The sequence below is a fragment of the Paenibacillus pabuli NBRC 13638 genome (assembly GCF_001514495.1).
Lineage (GTDB): Bacteria > Bacillota > Bacilli > Paenibacillales > Paenibacillaceae > Paenibacillus > Paenibacillus pabuli.
This window is the reverse complement of sequence record NZ_BCNM01000004.1, coordinates 190,121-208,891: the sequence shown is the minus strand read 5'-3', so window position 1 is coordinate 208,891 and position 18,771 is coordinate 190,121. Positions and strand designations below refer to the sequence as shown.

Sequence of the window (18,771 nt, the reverse complement as noted above, 5' to 3'; positions counted from 1 at the left end):
ACTCAGGAATTCAGGAACCGTATGATGTCCCCTATCTGTGAGGTTGAGACATGGGTGAGGGGCACCGCGGCACTCCCTCACAATGCAGGCGTCAACGCTTAAAGCCCCTCCTCCACAACACGTGGATAATAAGGAGGGGCTGCTTTATTTTTTCGTATTTATGCACCCGTATAACTTCGATCTCTCGATCCATTTTCTTCTTATTCTTAGAGTGCACGCACCATGCCACCGTCAACCACAAGAGATGTACCGGTAATGTACGTATTTGCTCCTGATAAAAGGAATACAACGGCCTTGGCAAACTCCTCAGGTTGTCCATAACGCCCCAGGGGAATTTCCTTACGGAATTGTTCGGCAACCTCTTCCTCACTTATTCCGTTCTGCTCTGCACGTGCAGCGTCCAATTCGCGTATCCGATCGGTTCCGATCCGTCCCGGTGCTACCGTGTTAATCAGAATGCCATATGGTGCAAGTTCCTGTGACAAGGTTTTGGCCAATCCGAACACACCTGTACGGAACGTATTGGACAGAACCAGACCGGGGATCGGCTGTTTCACAGAAGTTGAAGCAATGTTTACGATATGCCCGCCATTTTCCTTCATATAAGGAAGTGCACCGCGAATCAGTCTGACGTAGCTAAGTACATTTAATTCAAATGCACGTTCCCAATCTTCATCGGTCAATGACTCAAATGTTCCTGAAGGCGGGCCGCCTGAATTGTTCACCAGAATATCAATCTGCCCAAATCGTTCGCCTGTCTTGCGGATCAGAGCATCAATATCTTCCTTGCTTGTCACATCGGTTGCACAATAGTCGATATATCCGCCACCACCGAGCGCAATGAGCTCCTGTTTCACTTCTGCTAGTTTCTCTTCGCTCCGGCTGGCTAACATGACGTCAGCGCCTTCGGCCGCCAGTTGAGCGGCTACCGCTTTGCCCAGTCCTCGACTGGATGCAAGCACCAGCGCCTTTTTACCCCGAAGTCCCATGTCCATTACGAGTCCTCCTTCAACGGATGATCCTACCCTTTTCGCTGTATAAAATAACTCATCAGAATATCGTCCACATATTGCCCTGCTATATAAAATTCCGACACCAATCTGCCTTCCGTCACGAATCCGCACTGTGTATAAAACGTAATCGCTCCCGGATTGCTGGATAACACCCGCAACCTAAGCTTGCTGATCCCTTGTTCATGAGCATGCTGCTTCATGGCATCCATCAGAGCTGTAGCTATACCACAGCGACGGTCATGGGGATGAACGGCGATATTAATTTCGTATACATGACGGTTCACAGGCATCCCTGTCGCCGGATGAAAGCCCACATAACCACATACCCGCTCTCCCTGAACGGCAATCAACTGACTACCGGGAGGACAGTGCTGCAAATATTGCTGCCTGGATCGCCACTGCAACGGCGCCGGGGAGGTATGTTTATCCCATACCATGGCGTCCAGTTCCATCAGTTGGGCTGCATCCTTGATCTCAGATGGACGAATGGTAAACGTATGGCTGGTAAGCATAAAAATTCAACCTTTCGTGCAATAGTCAACGCTGCGCGAAGCAGCTTTCGGTACTAACGTGGCTATTCTTTTCCTATTGAGCGTTTTCCAGCTGTACATGAAATCCTGATGTACATGCTCCTTTGTTTTATATTGTAGCATAGCCTCAGGCCGGACTAAAATTTCACGCTGTGGATTGAAATTAATGCTTAACCTTTCCGTAACGTCATCGTTTATACTGAATCGACAAGGAGGTGTACGTGATGAACATCAAGGAAGCCGCGGACAGACTCGGCATATCGGCGAGAGCCATTCGCTTCTATGAGGAAAAAGGACTGATCTCCCCCGTCAAACAGACAAGTAACGGATATCGTACATACACCGAAAATGACATCTGGCGGCTGCAAACCATTGCAGCGCTGCGCGAGATCGGGATGTCGCTTCAGGATATCACCCAAGCGCTCGGCGAGATTGATCAAGGCAATCAACAGCGGTTGGAGGAATATCTGGAGTTACAGCAGGCGGTCATGTATGCCCAGTGGGTCGAACTCAAACGCATGCTGGATACAACCCAGCGCATGATTGATCTCAACCGCCAGGACGGGCCGCTGGATGTCAGCCATCTGCATGATCTTGCAGACAGTGCACGCCGTCTCAGGGAAGCCCGGCAGAACTGGCATGACCGCTGGAATTACGATATGCAAGCAGCCATCCACGATCAGCGGGTACAGGCGGCGAATGACCGTATGCCTGGAGAAACTGCTTCGCAGGTCAGAACGGGTTCAGGATCTGGAACCATGCGAATAACAGATGAGTTAGATCAAGAAGGCTCGCCAGGACATAACGGTAATGAAGTTCGCAGCCAGAAGAATAGCTGGCCAGGACAGAAGCCAAACAGCGATACAACGCGCCCGGAAGATGCAGGATCAAGAATGGAAGAGTTGGAGGTAGGTGCAGGATCGTTCAATATGTATGACAACTATGAAGAAGCGCTGGAACAGACAGCAAGCTGGATATCTCCTGTGCCCGGCGAAAAAGGTCTCGATATCGGTACAGGCACGGGGAATTTGGCAGGCAAACTGTTAGAGCGCGGCGCAGCGATGACCGCCATCGATCAATCCCGGGAGATGCTGCGCACATGCCGCACCAAATATCCAGAGATGCATGTGAAGCTTGGCAACTTTCTGGCGCTGCCTTTCACCGACCAGTCCTTCGATTTTGTCGTATCCAGCTTCGCCTTCCATCATCTAAGCTTAGACCAGCAGCAGTTGGCGTTACAGGAGATGCAGCGAGTGTTAACTGCACGTGGACGGATCTGCCTGACAGATCTGATGTTTACTAATGCAGCCCACCGTCAGAAGTATATCCAACAGGCTGAGGCAGCAGGTCATGAGGACCAATTGCAAACGATAAGGGAGCGTCATTTCCCGCTGCTGGACGGCCTGTGCGGCTCGCTGGAGGACGCAGGCTATGTGACGAAGCATATACGCCATAATGCGCTTCTGCATACGTTGCTGGCCGTTCCCTTGCGGTGAATGAATATTTGTATCGTAGCCGCTCCTCTTCCAACTTACCAATTGATCCCTCTACCATAAAAAAAGGTCACCCTGCCTGTTAAGGAGGATGACCTTCCACTCTAGTAAAACATCGAGCTTATATTTAAAATTTACATATAAATTTCAACAATCGTGCGCTCCGAAGCATTACGCGCTTGTTTGAACTCATCCAGCGAGATACGAGCCCCACCTTGACGGTAACGGTTCGCCGTTTGCTCGGTACGGATGTCCTTGCCGTTTACCGTTACACGGTTAACCGAACCTTCGTTCAAATGATAGATAAACGTTACCGGCTCTCCAGCATATTCGAATTCGAATTGCATACCATCCAGCTCAGCTGGCAATACCGGGTCAATCACTAGATCTCCGCCTTCCTGACGAATGCCGAGTGCGTTCGAGATCAGTTGGTTCATGTAGATTCCAGGACCGCTGGAGTAGATTCTCCATCCACCTTTCACCTGTACTGTTCCTTTGCGTAATTGATCAAAATGCTCCTGCGCCTCGTAGCGCGTGTTGAACTTGCCGTCGGAACTGCTGAAGTACGCGTTCGCCTGACGAATCTCCGCATTAGGTACAACTTCGCCGATGCCTACCGGGTTAATCATGGCAAGACCATTCCACACCTGATCCGTCTTACCGAGCTTCGCCATTGCTTCAACGTAACGGATATGAGCGTGTACATACTGCAAACCGATCTCGCGACCGAAGTTGGAAGCTTGCTCTGCCCGTTTGAAGTGACTGCTCACACCGCCTGCATATTGAGCTGGACGATTCATCAGACGTACCCCGTCGGGGCACAGGAACTGCTCACGAATCAGCGCATAATGTGACTCTGCCTGTTCGGCATTCAGCAATTCACCGATCATGCTGCGCGTCATCGGCAGAAGGCGATATTGAATGCCTGTCTCCGTATCTGTTGGGTGAAGCATCAGCTTCGCCTGATCCGCTTCTTCCATGTATACGAAGCCTGGAATTACATCTGTACCCAGCATGTAACGATTAAAGTCTTCACGGATGCCTTGAGCCAGAACGTCCAGTTCTTGTGCAAATGCAGCGTCCTTATGTTGCAGCGCCTGTGCAAGCACATTTACAGACTGATACGTCAATGCAACGGTCCAGCTGCTCACCATGTATTGTTTGAGCTGTGCATTGGCTGGCTGGAGCGTATCATCCCAGTCCCCATCCCCGTAGGAAGACAGGAATGTGTCGTGCAGGAAGTGCGAACGGATATATTCGATCTCTTTTTTCGCGTGATCCAATACAGTCGCCGTTTCTTCCGTGAACCCGAAGCTGTGCTTCACGGTATACGGCACTTTCTCATCCAGAATCGCATAGTCACGAGTCGCTGTCAGGTAATCCGCAAGCACTTTCAGCGGCCATACGATGATGTCACCGTGGCTCTCTTCCTGCTGAATGGCAAAATACTTGTCGAACATGAACCATTGCGGCCAGTTGCCATCATCTTCATATTGGTGGGTATACACCATTTTGATGATATCACGAACCTGCTCATATTTTTGCGTGGCCATGAAGTATTCAACCGGACCTTGGCATACATCCCGAGTACCCCATGCCGCGCCGCCGTACTGCTCCAAACCGTGAGGCACGGAGTAGTGAACCAGCATGTTGTGTGTGTACCACCAAGCCAGTGCGTTCACTTTGAACAGATCCTCTGCACTTTGACCTTCACCACGAGACAAACGGAAACCATTCATTACACCTGCGAAGAATTCGTGGTACGCCTGCACTTCCTCTTCAAAAGTAAGGCTGGAGCCTGCTGCGACAGAACCGTCTGCTTCGTTTGCTTGACCTTCCAATACGCCTTGTACCTTCAGCGTCCATTCGGCACTCTCTTCCAGACTAAGTGTAACCAGCGATGCAGATCCACTGCGGATACCACTCGCCAGCAGCGTTTCGTCTCCAACATTTACAGCTGCGCCATCCACCGACATACGGTATTGCAGGTCAGGATACGTTCCGGCACTCATCGCTTGTGCATCAGCCTTGAAGATCAGCGTGTGGCCATCTTGCGTCATATGCAGCGGATACTCGTATTCATTGACATTCATCGTAATCTGGTTGGTTACCAGGTAACGATATGCTTTGCCACTAGTCGAGCGCACGTTCATGCTCACTTCAGTCGTGTGTGCTCCGGTGTAGTTGGTCACGATAATGGTATCGGACTCGGTTTTGTAGATCCAGCGTACATAGTTGAAGCCAATCTCGAACAGGGAAGGCATGGTCAGCAGACGATATTGTCCATCCATTTCCACATAAATGCGTTGTCCAGCCGTCTTCGGCACGTTCAAAGCGTTGCGGGCATTACTGATCATTTTATTAAAATTGGTGTTACCAATAACAAGTTGTGAGTTGAAAATACCGTACATATACGATGTCGTCGTAATAACCTGCGCACCAAGCTGTACATTGCCACCACTCATCAGGATATGGCCGTGCGGACGCTCTACGAGCAATTCTTTCGCTTTCAGGACGATATGTTCATAGCTGCCCGTAAAGAAGGATAACAAGGTATCACCGCTACGCTCTTCCTGATGACGATCAGGGAACAGATCATTAATCTCATCTTGTGTCAAATCAAGCGCAGCAAGCGGCTCACCCAAGAAAGATGACAGCTTCACCTGTTCCAACGTCTCGCCTTGCTCAATAGTCAATGCTTGTACTTCGTTCCATGCTGCAGTCACTTCATCCCCGAATTCCAGTGCGGAGATTCCGGTTGGATGATCTGCTTTCGCCAGTCCGTAGAAGACCACTTGGGCTTCCCCGTCCAAGTGTACGCGCTCCGATTGCAATGCCGTGTAAGCAAACTCGTACTGGTACGTCTCATTTGCCAGTGTATTATGGCTCAGGCTCTCAGGCTGGTTCGTTTCCTTGTAGGACAGACCGAAGAATTGGAATCCGTCTGTGGAGTAACCGACTGCCTTGGTCAGGGAACCTTGCTGCATGTATGGAAAAGCACCGCCCTGAGGCTGGTTTTGACGGGAACATACCACATATCCCTTCGCTTCATCCTCGAATACCGTATGGTCAATATACTGTGACAGATAGGCCTCATTGCTGCGCACTGCACCTGGATCAGCAAGTCCTACATCCTGCCCATATACCACGTCAACGTTATGCTGTTGACCTGTGAGCTTCACATCCCAGAACCAGACGCCTTGCGTGGTGGCTGTAAACACAATCTGATAGCCAATCCCTTGCTCTTTGCCTTCAAGCTGTACCGTACCTTCCCAGATCAGTTGATTGCCGGATTGCGCTTGGCTTGTGATCACTCTGCTGTTCGAATGCACTCCGAGCAATGGGAACGAGCTGATGTTCTCTCCCTCGTGTACACGCAGATACAGGTTGTTCAAAGATCCATCGATCTGGTTGCTGAGCAGCTGGTTCAACATCGTCGTACCGGACTTGGCCTGGTACAGGTCCCCACTGTTTAAAAAGGTAAAGGATAAATCCCCGGCCGTCAGCCGGATTGGTTCATTAATCATCGTTGTCATACTGTTCACTCCTTCAATTAGTATAAAATCGAAACGTTTCGATAAACCTGAAAAAGAATAGGGGTCCTCTGCGAAGTGGCCTTTAACTGCCACTTCGGACGATGATCCCCATCATTCAACTCTCCATTCAAAGAGGGCTAATCCCTTTTACAACGATGCGAGTTGGAAAAGAACAAACTTCAGAAATTTAGACAGATGGATAGGGTATGACTTCTGCAAGCAGTATCCAAACCGTCTCCCATCCGACAAATCACATCCTAGGTCGGTTGAATTCCTGACTCTACCTGCACCGAGCGCACAGAATTACGCTCCACCAGATCAATGGTTAATGTGTACGCTGGATTCACTGTTTCACCGTTCAGCATCTGGAAGAGCAAATGCCCTGCCAATGAACCCGCTTCATGTTTGGGCTGCCGCACCGTTGTAAGCGGAGGATGAACATATTCGGACAGTTGAATATCATCAAATCCGATGACCGAAATGTCATTCGGTACCGATATTCCGCTCTCTTCAAATGCTTTCAGTCCACCAATCGCCATTTCATCATTCCCGTAAAATACAGCAGATGGAAGCTCGCCCTGCATAACCATCATCTTGGTTGCACTGTATCCGCCCTCACGCACAAAGTTACCGCTAAGACGCCACTTGGACTTCTCTTCTAGGCCCGCCTCCTGCATGGCTCGCAAATATCCTTGATAACGCAGAGCATTATCATAAGAATTGGATGGCCCGCTGATATAGGCGATGTTCTTATGCCCCTTCTGAATAAGGTGCCGTGTGGCCAGGTAACCACCTTGCTCCCCATCCACCAGCACGTTGACCAGATGGCTACTCGACAGCTGCCGATCCATCACAATGATTGGGAAACGTTCACCTGCAGATTCCACCAGAATATCATCATGGATGTTATGAGCGAGGATAATAGCGCCATCCACCCTTTTCTCTCGCAAGAAACGAACCGCTGTGGAGTCGCGTCCTCCCATAGAACTGCAAGCAATCAGATCATATCCGTTAGCCAGCGCTACGTCCTGTACGCTGCGAATCAATTCGGAGTAATACGGACCCGACAGATCTGTAAGAATCAACGCAATCGTGTTCGTCCGGCTCCGCTTCAGGTCCATGGCAAAGCCGTTTTTGCGATAATTCAGTTCCCGTGCTGCCGCCAGCACTTTTGCCTTGGTCTTGGCACTTACCTTGCTATCCCCATTGAGTGCATAGGAAGCGGTCGAGAGCGCCACGCCTGCCAGCTTTGCCACATCCTTAATCGTTGCCATTCCACGTTCGCTCCTTCTAACTTTCTTGTTACCTATCATTTTATACTGTAAATGGTCACAGCAACCACTCATTCCTATTCATTAATCCAATAGGAGTGACGTCAATTCCTCATCTATCGAAACGTTTCGAGGTATTTTCAAAAAAAATCTCTCTCACGTCTTTTATAGCCTTAATGCTGAATCATATACCCTTAATTGTAGATATGACTTGGTCGATAGACAACATTTCAATATTGGACTAGAGGAAGAATTCATTATAAATCACAATGAACACGCCTGTAAACCATAGATTGAAACGTTTCGACATTTTCATTATAGTCGGAATTGAGAGCGATTTCAACCACTTTATCCATTTTCCACGGAAATAGGCGAAGGAATAATCTGGGTACCCGCTGCATTCCTTTGTGGTATTATACTGCATATTAGTCCAATTCCCTATAAGGAGTCCGTTATGTTATGAGTAATCTGGTTCCAAACTTTCATCCATCGTCCCAGCTCAAACCTGGGCGCTTGCAGGAGATCAGCCCCGTTCCTCCGGCCATGTTTAGGCTATATCATCTGAATCGGCTTCATGATCGGGAAGCCTTCTCCCGTATCGATGAACTTTGGAACAACAAGCATGTTCTCTATGTGATTACCTCGGGTCAGGCAAGGCTGATTAGTGCTCATGGACATTTGACGGTAAATACCGGCTCGGCAGTCATACGTCAAGCGGGGACTTTGCTTCAGCATGAGAATAGACGAGGTTCATTATCTCCGGTTCAGGGCATTGCCATTGCCTTTGATTCTGCTGATAACGAACAGACCACCTGGCCATTCGGACCTCCTGCTGCCATTTCGAGTCGTGTCATTACCGAACTGGTCTCCGACTTGATTCTGGCCTGTTCAGAAAGTAGTGACTCCGGTCCATTCAAACCTCATGCGTTGTTCTATCAGTTGCTGGATACTTTACGTGATCATGCTGTTCATTTGGCGCATGAAGACCATTCATGGCTCGATCTTGTGATCGCGCACATTCATGAGATGGTTGCCCATCCCCTTACCCGGGAGCAATTAGCGAGAGAGGTTAATGTGAGTCCAGAGCATTTTTCACGAGAATTCAAAAAGCATACCGGACTTACGTTTGTGGAGTATGTTACCCGGCTAAGAATCCGAATGGCCCAGGAACACCTGCTTGTTGCAAATCCCACATTGCATGAACTTGCACAGTTGACGGGATACAGGGACTCTTTTTATTTAAGTCGAAAATTTAAACAAACGGTAGGTTGCGCACCGACACTCTATCGAAAAATGCCAAAAAAAATCGTAAGTCTCACTTACAACTATACCGCCTCCTTGCTCGCACTGGGTCATATCCCTCATCTCGGTGCCGTTGCAGGATGGATGAAAGGTAGAATTGTTGAAAATGGACAAGACCAATTTGATCAGTGTTTTGAGCATGATCTTATGAATCATCCCGATCTGATATCAGACTCCCGCCCCGATGTCATTCTTGGATATGTACCTCATTCCGGCATGGATGAATTACGGCAGATTGCCCCAACCATTTTGATGCCCTTTGAAGAACTTGACTGGCAGGAGCAATTCATTCATTTGGGACGTATTACAGGCCTGGAGTCGAAAGCTCGTGCGCTGTTAGACCGTTATGATACGCTTCAGCAAGAGGCCAACTATACACTCGATCAGTTGTTGGACGAACGCGGATCAGCTGTTTGCATATTCATGATTGGTGAAAGTGGAGCGTACATCTATGGTCACGGGTGGGGCAGAGCTTCTCATATTTTGTATGAATCGCTGGGCTTCACCCCTCCTCCACGGATGAAAAAGGATGGCCAACTGCTCACAGGTTACATCCATGTTCCGCTAAATGAAATTTATATGTATGCGGCAGATCATATTTTTATGGACTATGCCAGAGAATCATCGGAACAGGATGATGCTGTAGACAAGCTGTTCGCACAGGAATCCTGGAACACCTTGAGCGCTGTCCGGGAAGGACGGCTATATGAGATTGATGCGGATGTGTTTTATGGATTCGATCCTATCTCCGTTATGGAGCAATTGCAGCACATCATGCACAAACTGACATCACATCTGTCCATGCCATAGTCATCATAGATGTCCATGTACAAATGTTACGCCATCCTCTATGTTATTAATGAGAATAATAATCATTATTGATTATATACACAGGGGGAACAATGATATGTTTGCTGCAAAAAAACGCTTTTCCGGCTTGCTGCTCATGCTCGCCGTTATCCTGATCATGACTGCTTGTAACAGTGGCACGGGTTCGGGCGCAACGGAACAGACAGTTGCGGGTTCAGAAGCCACAACAGGTTCGATCGAAACAAACACCGACTCTTCGAAGGCTACGCGGATCTACAAGTCACTAAGTGGAGACGTGGAAATTCCGGCGGAACCGAAACGAATTGTTACGGATATGTACGTAAGTGATCTGCTGACGCTGGGTGTGAAACCCGTTGGTGCTATTCAATATTATCTGGAAAACCCATTCTATTCAGATCAGGTGGAGGGCATAGAGAATATTGGCGACCGTGGTGCCGTATCTTTGGAGAAAGTCGTGGAGTTGAATCCGGATCTGATCATTACCTACTCTGATCAAGCCGAAGAGATTGAGCGTTATCAAAAAATCGCACCTACCGTAGTCATCCCCTATGGCACATTTACGAACGTGCATGATGAGATTCGGGGATTTGGTGAACTGATGAATAAATCTGAGAAAGCGGAAGCATGGCTGAAATCATATGACGATCGGGTTGAAGCTGCCCGTGCCAAAGTCAAAGCAGTCATTAAACCCGAGGAAACCTTCTCGATCCTCGAAGTGTCCGACAAAAGCTACTATGGTTATGGAGACAACTTTGGGCGCGGCGGACAGGCTGTCTATCGTGCCTTGGAACTTGCACCGCTCGAAATTACCAAGAAAGAATTGATGGGCGATACGCAGTGGAAAGAAATTTCGCGTGAAGTCGTTGGTAATTATGCCGGGGATCATATCTTCCTGACCGTAGGGGAGAACAATAAAAATTACCAAGGGGACGCCATATGGCAATCCCTGCCGGCTGTGAAAAATAATCAGGTGTACGAATTACAGGAAGACCGTTACTGGTATTTCGACCCGATTGCCATTCAGGGACAGGCTGAAGAATTTGCGGATATGATCGTAGAACGTGCGCAGCAAAATCGCAAATAAGTGGATAGATTCAATATTTATTTCTTAAGATCGAACGTGATGCCCAGACAGGTTGATCAGCGCTAAAAAGGGGATGTCCCCGTCATGTCCATGACTATGGGATACCCCCTTTCTTATTCAGCTCCTATCCTGCGATAATCATATCAGGAATAGGCTTCTAGTTTTTGACCGCATGGATAAAATGGTTTGTTTCGAAGGCAGACAAGTCATCTGTACGATTGCTGAAATATCGATCCTGTATGTCCTCGGGTGATAGATGCTCATATATGAGAAGTCCCACATCCGCCAACAACCGCTCCATTTCCTCATAAGTGAAACAGGATTGCATTGGCTCGCCCCCCATCGCAGCCAACTTAACCATATTTTCAACCCGGTTAAATCTTCCTTTTTCCTTAAAGAGATGCTCATCTGCATAATCCAGCACAATAGAGCTTCCCGTTGGAAGATCCGAAAATACATGTCGGAGCAAGTTGGACAGATTTTCTTTGGTCAAATAATACGAAACACCTAGCAGACTGACCATCGTCTTTCGCTTCTTCAAGCCTTCATCAGTCAAACGTTCATACGTAGGCTCATGGGTGAAATCCATAGGCACGAAATGAAGATTGCCCGGTATGACCAGCTTGGCCTGGTCCAGACGTTCCCGCTTGAATTGCTGTGTAGCCGGATAGTCCACTTCAAATAGTTCCAGCGTATCCTCCAGTTCTGGATGCCTCAAAGCAAATGTATCCATCCCTGCGCCAAGAATGACAACCTGCTTCAATCCCAACGCGACTTCATGCAGCAGTACACGCTCACAATAGGCTGCCCGAGCGAGTGTTATTGGAGATAATTGTACCTGCGTAATCCATTTTAAAATCTTATCCGGGTCGTCCTTGAGCTGATGAGCCATATCCGGATTGAAAAAATGGATGCCTCGAATCATATTCTCGCGAATATCCGAAAACTCTTGAGGTGTTATAAGCGCTTTGGCGATATAATCATCGAAAATAAGAGGTGTATCGTATTGGCAGTGGTAGGCTCGGCCAAAAGCCGAAATCAGGGATGTAATGCTGGACTCATTTTGCTTCATATTTCATCCTCCCGTACAAACAAAAATAAGATCCCCCCTGGCCAGGAGAACCTTAGTATATACGGAATATTTTCATATGTAAATTATAGCATAAAAAGATTTTTTTGTCAATATAAACTTACGGAGTGGTTAGACAGATTAAAGTGGCTTTCTTTTCACTCCAATCTGTCCTCTCCCTCATACCTCTCAGCCCGCAAAGGCTAAGCGTCCAACCCGTACTCCTTCACTTCACGATTGCGGTTCAGCACTGCATGCAGTACAAAACCAATCACCGCAATGCCTGCCATGCCTGTCGCTAGCCACGCTACAGGGATCAATCCCTGTTTGTCGTACATGACCCCCATCGCATACGGCCCGATAACTCGCCCGACCGCACCGATTCCACCGGATATCCCGATGTAGAAGGGTGCCGATCTTCCCGCATGCTCTGAGATGAACGCCGGGGTAGCTGGTGAGATTAACATTTCCCCAAAGGTCGCCAGCACCATCGCAAGCACCATACCCGGATAGCTGTACATGGTAATCATGACGATGTAGGCCATGCCATAGAACACCGCACTTGCAGTCATCTGAGCAGTCGATGTACGGGCCATCGTACGCTTGACCCAGCTGGTGAACGGTTGCCCCACAAAGATCAGGACCCCGTTCAGGGTCCAGAGCAGACCGTACATTCTTTTCTCCATACCCTCGGAAATAATATACGGAGACACACCAGTATTCCAGATGGAATTACCGAACAGCAGGAACAGCACACCCAGGCTCATGAACAGATATAATCTGGTGTTGCCCAGCAGCGCCCAGACGCCCGGTCCATCGGGAACTGTTTTGCGCTTGGTCAGATGCACTTCGCCTTGATCCGGTTCTGCCCGCGACAGATAATACCAGAAGAAAATCGCAAACCCGGCTGACGTCACCCCGTTCAGCACAAAGCTGAGGTGATAGGAAAAGTCAGCCAGAAAACCACTGAGCGCCGTACCAATCGCCACTCCGATATTGTTGGCTACATAGATCACATTGAACAATTCCCCGCGTCGCTCTGCAAACCGGAAGCCGATAAAGGCTTGAATCGCTGGCAGTGACAAGGAACTGAACAGGCCGATCCAACCCATAGCACATATAAACACAACCCAATACGCGCTGATCCATGGCAGAGCAAACAGCCCTACCGCATTTAAGACCAGCGATCCGATGATCAGCTTCTTGACGCCTACCCGGTGGTACAATGCACCGCCGAGCAATTGCCCGAAGATACCGCCCAGCGACTGGATCAGAATGACAAAACCGGCGTTCGCCATCGTACGCCCAAGCTCGTCAAATACATACATCGTGGTCAGCGGCCACATTAAGGCACTGCCCGTTGCGTTGACCAAACTAGCGAGCAAAAATATTTTCACTTCTTTTGGATACGTATCCAGCCATCTCATCATCTTCGTTTATTCTCCTTAGCACCTTCAACAAGCATATGACCATAAAAAATAGACCCTTGCCCTGACCGCATAATTAGCCAGAGCGAAGGCCACTTGAATTTCAAATTTTAAATCTAACCATCTGCATTCTGCTTAAGATCTATCCATTGTTCATCTTACCTGAAAAGCTCTTGCGCGCAAGCACACTCATTGACGCTTTACTTCGACAGTGGCCGAGAAAAATGTAGCCCCATTCCCCATGTCAGACAGTCGATTGGACGTAAGTGAATTGACCCGCTGTCTCTGGCCGCTGCCATCCCACCACAAGCCTTGACTAATTACGGTTCCTGGCAGCATGGATTCACTCACCTTGGCAGTCAGCTCAATACGCCCACGGTCGTTCCACACGACCACCGCATCACCATCTTCTACCTCTCTGCGAGCAGCATCTTCCGGGTGCATTTGCAATAGAGGCATCTTCTCCAAACGCTGATGTTTGGCCGAATTGGCAAAGGTGGAATTCAGGAAATTATGGTTTGGCGGCGACAGAAACATCAGCGGATACACATCTGCCGGTCCAGCCGGATTTTCCCCGTCATACCCCTCAACCAATGCACTGTACGTAGGCAGCGGCGGCAATCCCTTATGTGCCATCGTTTCCGAATACAGCTCAATTTTCCCCGAAGGCGTAGGCAGCTGATCCAAATAGGACACATGTGAAGACATGTCCAGCTTGACGAAATGGTGCTGCTTCAGCCCCTCCAATGTTACTCCGTTCATGTAGGGATTGCCCGTATCCTGGAGCGCTTCATGTATCATCTGTTCCGGTGTCTCACCAAAAATCTCCGGGTCATACCCCATCGCCTGTCCAAGCAAAGAGAATAATTCAACATTGCTTTTGCTCTCACCCCAAGGCGCAATGACCGGTTCTTGCAAATGAACATACTGATGCCAGTAGGACGTATACAGATCCGTCGTTTCAAACGAAGACGTTGCAGGCAGCACAATATCCGCGTATTTTGCCGTATCCGTCATAAACAGATCATGGACAACCGTGAACAGATCTTCCCGTGCAAAACCTCGCTTCACCCGCTCGGTATCCGGTGCCACCACCAATGGATTGCTGCAATAGACCATTAATGCCCGGATCGGCTGCTCCGCTTCCAGCAGTGCTTCGCCAATCCGGTTCATGTTCACGACACGCGGCTCCGGATTCTGCCGCAGCTCTGGACGCTCCAGCGCATCGCTGTTCGTGCTAGCGTAGCTGTTGGTACGGATAGCACCGCCGCCGCGCTTCAGCCACTGACCTGTGATGGCAGGCAGACAGGCTACGCTGCGCACGTTCATGCCACCATTGTCATGGTGCTGGAGGCCATTGCCGATATGAATATAGGCTGCCTGTGCGCTGCCGTACAGCTCAGCCAGCTTCACGATATCGGCTTCCGGCACGCCCGTAATCCGTGCAACCCGCTCAGGGGTGTAACTGCGGACATGATCACGCAGTGCCTCATGGCCAACGGTGTACTTTTGCATAAAGTCCTCATCCGTCAGTCCCTGCTCGAACAGTACATGCATTAATCCAAGTGCCAGTGCACTGTCTGTACCCGGGTAAAGTGGAATGAACCAGTCGCCCCATTGGGCGGTCCGATTGCGATGAACGTCGATGACGACAATTTGGGCTCCCTTTTTGCGAGCTTTCTCGGCCAGTACAACCTGATGCATATTGGTACTGACGATGTTACCACCCCATACCAGTATGAGATCGGCATGCTCCGTATCTTCGGGCAAGGTTCCCCGGTTCGCACCCATTGTATATTTCCAGCCGGTGTTCCCGGCTGCATTACAGATCGTCTGTTCCAGTTTGCTTGCACCGAGCGCATTGAAGAACCGACGATCCATGCCATCCACGCCAAGGATGCCCATGTTTCCGTAAAAGCTGTATGGCAGGATGCTCTCTGGTCCGTAGGTATCTGAAAGCGAACTGAACTTTGCCGTAATCTCGGCTATAGCTTCTTCCCAGCTGATTCGCTCGAACTGGCCTTCACCTTTTGCGCCGATACGTCTCATTGGATATTGCAGCCGCTCGGGATGATACACCCGCTCCGTCATATTTCGAACCTTGTTACAGATAGCGCCTTTAGTAATCGGATGGTCCGGATTACCCGCTACCTTCACGATTTTGCCGTTCTCCTTATGAAGCAGCAGGCCGCAAGTATCCGGACAATCGAGCGGGCAAACCGCCGGGAATACGCCATTCTCCTGATCGATCATATACATGTTCCTCCCCCTTCAAAGCTATCCTTCTATCATATCTTCTTCATGGTAATCGCGTAAAGAGAACAGTCTATATTCGCCCTATATTCGGTGCCACAGCTGATTTATAAATATTTCAAAAAATGTTTTTCCGACTTGATTCAACATCCAAATTCAGGGGTAAATTAAAAATAAGGCATTAGGCTAGTGTTTCCCCACTTCCTCCTCATGCCATATCATGGACCACTCCCGAAATTCGCCATGAACAGGTTTCGTTCCCCCGAACCTTGTCATGGCGAATTTACTTTGCGTAGACATTTTATCATCAAAAAAAGGCGATGCCTTTCCCGTCCATCAACTCACAGCAGATTGCTATGAATTGAACGAGATCAGAATCACCTTTCCTATTACGTTACCATCTTCTGTGCAGGTATTGTATCTCATCGCACCCGTACTAATGTTATCACTCTAACTCGGGTGCTCGGTAAAATTCAGCACTACGCCTGCTTGCTCCACATGGGTCTGGCTTCCGTCTCCACAGGCTGGGCCGCCGCCATTGCCACTTCAGGTTTCACTTCCGGCTCATGCTTGCGTAGGTAGACCATCCAGTACGCAGCCGCCACAAACAGCGCTCCTCCTGTCAGATTTCCAAGCCATACCGGAATGAAATTCATGACATACTGCCCCCATGAATAATGCCCTTCGAAGATCGCTGCCGGAATCAGGAACATGTTGGCGACAACGTGCTGAAATCCGATAGCCACAAAGGCCATCGTTGGGAACCAAATGCCCAGTACCTTGCCACTCATCGTATCCGATGCATAGGACAGCCATACCGCCAGCGCTACCAGCCAGTTACAGCCAATCCCGGATATAAAAGCCTGAAGGAAGCTGTCGTCCAGCTTGTGTCCAGCCATATCGACCACTTTGGTCAAATACGCACCCTCTGCCGTCAGACCGAGTACATGCCCAAATGCATAGGCTACAAAGATCGCCCCGAGGAAATTGCCTATGGTGACTAAGGTGAGATTCTTCAACATGTTGCCTGCGGACAGTTTGCGTGCAATCGTTGCGAGTGGAACGGCCATCATATTGCCTGTCAGCAGTTCCCCGCCGCCAATCAACACCAATATTAAACCTACCGGGAATACTGCTGCACCAATCAGATTAACCAAGCTGCCCCACTCGGCGGGAGCAGAGGCAATGACCCGAACATCCAACAGAAATCCGAGCGCGATAAAAGCGCCTGCCAGAAAGCTGAGTATCAATACGGAGGACACCGGATTTTGGGCTTTCTTCATCCCCGTATGCGCCGTATATTGTGCAACCTCAAGAGGTGTTTTTGCTGCCATAACGATCCTCTCCTTCACAGTTCATGAACATCATTATTCAACTTGTTTGTTGATATATTCATTGTATCGCGAAGGTTTCAAGAGGTTTGTTACTTTTATCACAAAGTCTGAGAACTACATTTTTTACGCTTTCTTCCGAACTCTTCAATCGACCTCCGTTTAGCATAAAAAAACTACCGCAGAATACATGCGGTAGTTTTCGGATATTTTCGATTACACCATTGCTGGTGTTTTCACTTCTACTGGAGGCAACGCCTGAAGACCAGCCGAGTTCAGGAAGTTCCACGGTTTGTTGTAATGTGGCTGGAAGAAGAAGTCGATGAAGGCCAGCTCATCTACCGTCATGTTGTTCTGGATGCAGACAGAGATCGTATTGATCGACTGTGTAAGGTCAGCTTGCGACATGACCTGCGCACCAACAATGCGGCGTGTAGCCTGTTCATAGATCACTTTGAGCAGCAGTTTCTCTGCTGTTGGCATGAACTCCGGACGGTAAGCATCCTCAAGCGTTACTGCTTCAACCACCAAGCCCTCATCCGCAGCAGATGTTTCTGTCAGGCCTGTACCTGCAATATTTTGCTCATAAATTTTAATCCCTGATGTGCCTTGTGTACCCATGTACGGTGTCGTAGGACGGACCAGATTCCGTGCTACGAGTGTACCCATCCGCACGGCGTTGGTTGCCAGTGGAATGTACGCTGCCTTGCCGGTTGGGTTGTAATGAATTGCACAGCTGTCCCCAGCAGCGAAGACGTCTTTTTGGCTGGTTTGCATATATTTATCCACGATGATTGCGCCGTTCGGCAGCATATCCACTTGGCCTTTGAGCAGTTCGGTATTGGGACGGAAACCAATGCACAGAATAACGAGGTCTGTTTCGAACTCTCCCTTGGATGTAATGACCTTGTTCACTTTGCCATTCTCTCCGGTAAACTTCTGAACGGTTTGGCCCAGTGCCAGCTTGATGCCATGTCCAGTCAACGTTTCTTCAATGGCATTCGTGAACTCGGGATCGAGATATTTGTTTAAAATCCGATCCACACTATCGATCAGTGTAACTTCCTTGCCGTTCATTTGGAAAGCCTCTACCAGTTCGATGCCGATGTATCCTGCTCCAACCACGGTAATGCGTTGGGCATGCTTCGCTTTTTCAATAATCGTGTTGGAATGGTTGTAGTTTTTACAAAGTAAAATGTTATCCAGCTCAATGCCTTCCAGCTTCGGAACGACAGGCCATGACCCCGTTGTTACGATCAGCTTATCGAACGTGTCTTCAAATTCTTCCCCGGTTTTCAGGTTTTTAGCCTGAAGTGTATGGCCCTCGGTATCGACGGCCGTTACTTCATGAAGCATTTTGGTAACAACACCAAGCTCAGCCAGTTGATCTGGGGAAGAGTAAAATAGTCCGTCCGGATCTTTCACCACACCACCCACATAAAGCGCAATGCCGCATGATAAGAAGGAGATATTGTCATTGCGCTCATACACCGTAATGGTGGCATCCGGGTACAATTTGGCGGTGTTAACGATAGCTGCGGTTCCTGCGTGGGTACATCCGATAACTGCAATTTTCATAAAAAGTTCCTCCTCGAAGTATATAAATAAGAATTTGAATATAACGTCATTAT

Annotated in this window: 12 protein-coding genes; 3 read left to right on the top strand and 9 right to left on the bottom strand. The window is 48.9% G+C overall.

Annotation, left to right across the window (positions count from 1 at the left end; all coding sequences use genetic code 11):
- Positions 1–206: 206 nt before the first annotated feature.
- Together PPA03S_RS08000 and PPA03S_RS07995 are read right to left on the bottom strand one after the other, a co-directional pair.
- Entirely contained in the window at positions 207–995 is a 789-nt protein-coding gene (locus tag PPA03S_RS08000) for an SDR family oxidoreductase (protein ID WP_062321587.1), read from the bottom strand.
- Between the two features lie 26 nt (positions 996–1,021).
- On the bottom strand, positions 1,022–1,525 hold the full coding sequence (locus PPA03S_RS07995; protein ID WP_062321585.1) for a GNAT family N-acetyltransferase: 504 nt from the start codon (positions 1,523–1,525) through the stop codon (positions 1,022–1,024).
- A gap of 242 nt (positions 1,526–1,767) precedes the next feature.
- Between PPA03S_RS07995 and PPA03S_RS07990 the strand changes: the two genes are divergently transcribed.
- Positions 1,768–3,039, top strand: coding sequence for a methyltransferase domain-containing protein (locus PPA03S_RS07990; RefSeq protein ID WP_062321583.1), 1,272 nt, complete (start codon positions 1,768–1,770; stop codon positions 3,037–3,039).
- Between the two features lie 131 nt (positions 3,040–3,170).
- Here the strand turns inward: PPA03S_RS07990 and PPA03S_RS07985 are convergent, their stop codons facing one another.
- Complete coding sequence (locus PPA03S_RS07985) at positions 3,171–6,572, bottom strand: GH36-type glycosyl hydrolase domain-containing protein (protein ID WP_062321581.1); 3,402 nt, start codon at positions 6,570–6,572, stop codon at positions 3,171–3,173.
- Positions 6,573–6,829: 257 nt separating this feature from the next.
- On the bottom strand, positions 6,830–7,846 hold the full coding sequence (locus PPA03S_RS07980; protein WP_062321579.1) for a LacI family DNA-binding transcriptional regulator: 1,017 nt from the start codon (positions 7,844–7,846) through the stop codon (positions 6,830–6,832).
- Between the two features lie 456 nt (positions 7,847–8,302).
- Here PPA03S_RS07980 and PPA03S_RS07975 point away from each other — a divergent pair, with 456 nt between their 5' ends.
- Both PPA03S_RS07975 and PPA03S_RS07970 read left to right on the top strand, forming a co-directional pair.
- Positions 8,303–9,955 (top strand): ABC transporter substrate-binding protein, encoded by a 1,653-nt coding sequence (locus tag PPA03S_RS07975; RefSeq protein WP_062321578.1) that lies wholly within the window; start codon positions 8,303–8,305, stop codon positions 9,953–9,955.
- 97 nt (positions 9,956–10,052) lie between these two features.
- Positions 10,053–11,060: an ABC transporter substrate-binding protein gene (locus tag PPA03S_RS07970; protein ID WP_062321576.1), complete on the top strand. Its 1,008-nt coding sequence runs from the start codon at positions 10,053–10,055 to the stop codon at positions 11,058–11,060.
- Positions 11,061–11,217: 157 nt separating this feature from the next.
- Here PPA03S_RS07970 and PPA03S_RS07965 read toward each other — a convergent pair whose 3' ends face one another.
- The 5 genes from PPA03S_RS07965 to PPA03S_RS07945 form a co-directional block, all read right to left on the bottom strand.
- The gene (locus PPA03S_RS07965) at positions 11,218–12,132 is read right to left on the bottom strand and encodes a class I SAM-dependent methyltransferase (RefSeq protein ID WP_062321574.1); all 915 of its coding nucleotides are present in this window, start codon (positions 12,130–12,132) and stop codon (positions 11,218–11,220) included.
- Positions 12,133–12,332: 200 nt separating this feature from the next.
- A complete protein-coding gene (locus PPA03S_RS07960; protein WP_062321801.1) occupies positions 12,333–13,556 on the bottom strand; it encodes an MFS transporter in 1,224 nt (407 codons plus the stop codon).
- A 189-nt stretch (positions 13,557–13,745) separates the two neighbouring features.
- Positions 13,746–15,809, bottom strand: a complete 2,064-nt coding sequence (locus PPA03S_RS07955) for a molybdopterin-containing oxidoreductase family protein (protein ID WP_157284031.1) — start codon at positions 15,807–15,809, stop codon at positions 13,746–13,748.
- Positions 15,810–16,288: 479 nt separating this feature from the next.
- Positions 16,289–17,143 (bottom strand): formate/nitrite transporter family protein, encoded by an 855-nt coding sequence (locus PPA03S_RS07950; RefSeq protein ID WP_062321571.1) that lies wholly within the window; start codon positions 17,141–17,143, stop codon positions 16,289–16,291.
- Positions 17,144–17,356: 213 nt separating this feature from the next.
- Positions 17,357–18,718 carry an FAD-dependent oxidoreductase gene (locus tag PPA03S_RS07945; protein ID WP_062321569.1) on the bottom strand — a complete coding sequence of 454 codons (1,362 nt, stop codon included), beginning with the start codon at positions 18,716–18,718 and terminating at the stop codon, positions 17,357–17,359.
- Between the last annotated feature and the right edge of the window lie 53 nt (positions 18,719–18,771).

Excerpts from the sequence above, each read along its gene's own strand:
- PPA03S_RS07995 (WP_062321585.1), bottom strand. The coding sequence starts at position 1,525 with ATGCTTACCAGCCATACGTTTACCATTCGTCCATCTGAGATCAAGGAT.
- PPA03S_RS07985 (WP_062321581.1), bottom strand. The coding sequence starts at position 6,572 with ATGACAACGATGATTAATGAACCAATCCGGCTGACGGCCGGGGATTTA.
- PPA03S_RS07965 (WP_062321574.1), bottom strand. The coding sequence starts at position 12,132 with ATGAAGCAAAATGAGTCCAGCATTACATCCCTGATTTCGGCTTTTGGC.
- PPA03S_RS07960 (WP_062321801.1), bottom strand. The coding sequence starts at position 13,556 with ATGAGATGGCTGGATACGTATCCAAAAGAAGTGAAAATATTTTTGCTC.
- PPA03S_RS07970 (WP_062321576.1), top strand. The coding sequence starts at position 10,053 with ATGTTTGCTGCAAAAAAACGCTTTTCCGGCTTGCTGCTCATGCTCGCC.
- PPA03S_RS08000 (WP_062321587.1), bottom strand. The coding sequence starts at position 995 with ATGGACATGGGACTTCGGGGTAAAAAGGCGCTGGTGCTTGCATCCAGT.
- PPA03S_RS07980 (WP_062321579.1), bottom strand. The coding sequence starts at position 7,846 with ATGGCAACGATTAAGGATGTGGCAAAGCTGGCAGGCGTGGCGCTCTCG.
- PPA03S_RS07945 (WP_062321569.1), bottom strand. The coding sequence starts at position 18,718 with ATGAAAATTGCAGTTATCGGATGTACCCACGCAGGAACCGCAGCTATC.
- PPA03S_RS07975 (WP_062321578.1), top strand. The coding sequence starts at position 8,303 with ATGAGTAATCTGGTTCCAAACTTTCATCCATCGTCCCAGCTCAAACCT.
- PPA03S_RS07990 (WP_062321583.1), top strand. The coding sequence starts at position 1,768 with ATGAACATCAAGGAAGCCGCGGACAGACTCGGCATATCGGCGAGAGCC.
- PPA03S_RS07955 (WP_157284031.1), bottom strand. The coding sequence starts at position 15,809 with ATGATCGATCAGGAGAATGGCGTATTCCCGGCGGTTTGCCCGCTCGAT.
- PPA03S_RS07950 (WP_062321571.1), bottom strand. The coding sequence starts at position 17,143 with ATGGCAGCAAAAACACCTCTTGAGGTTGCACAATATACGGCGCATACG.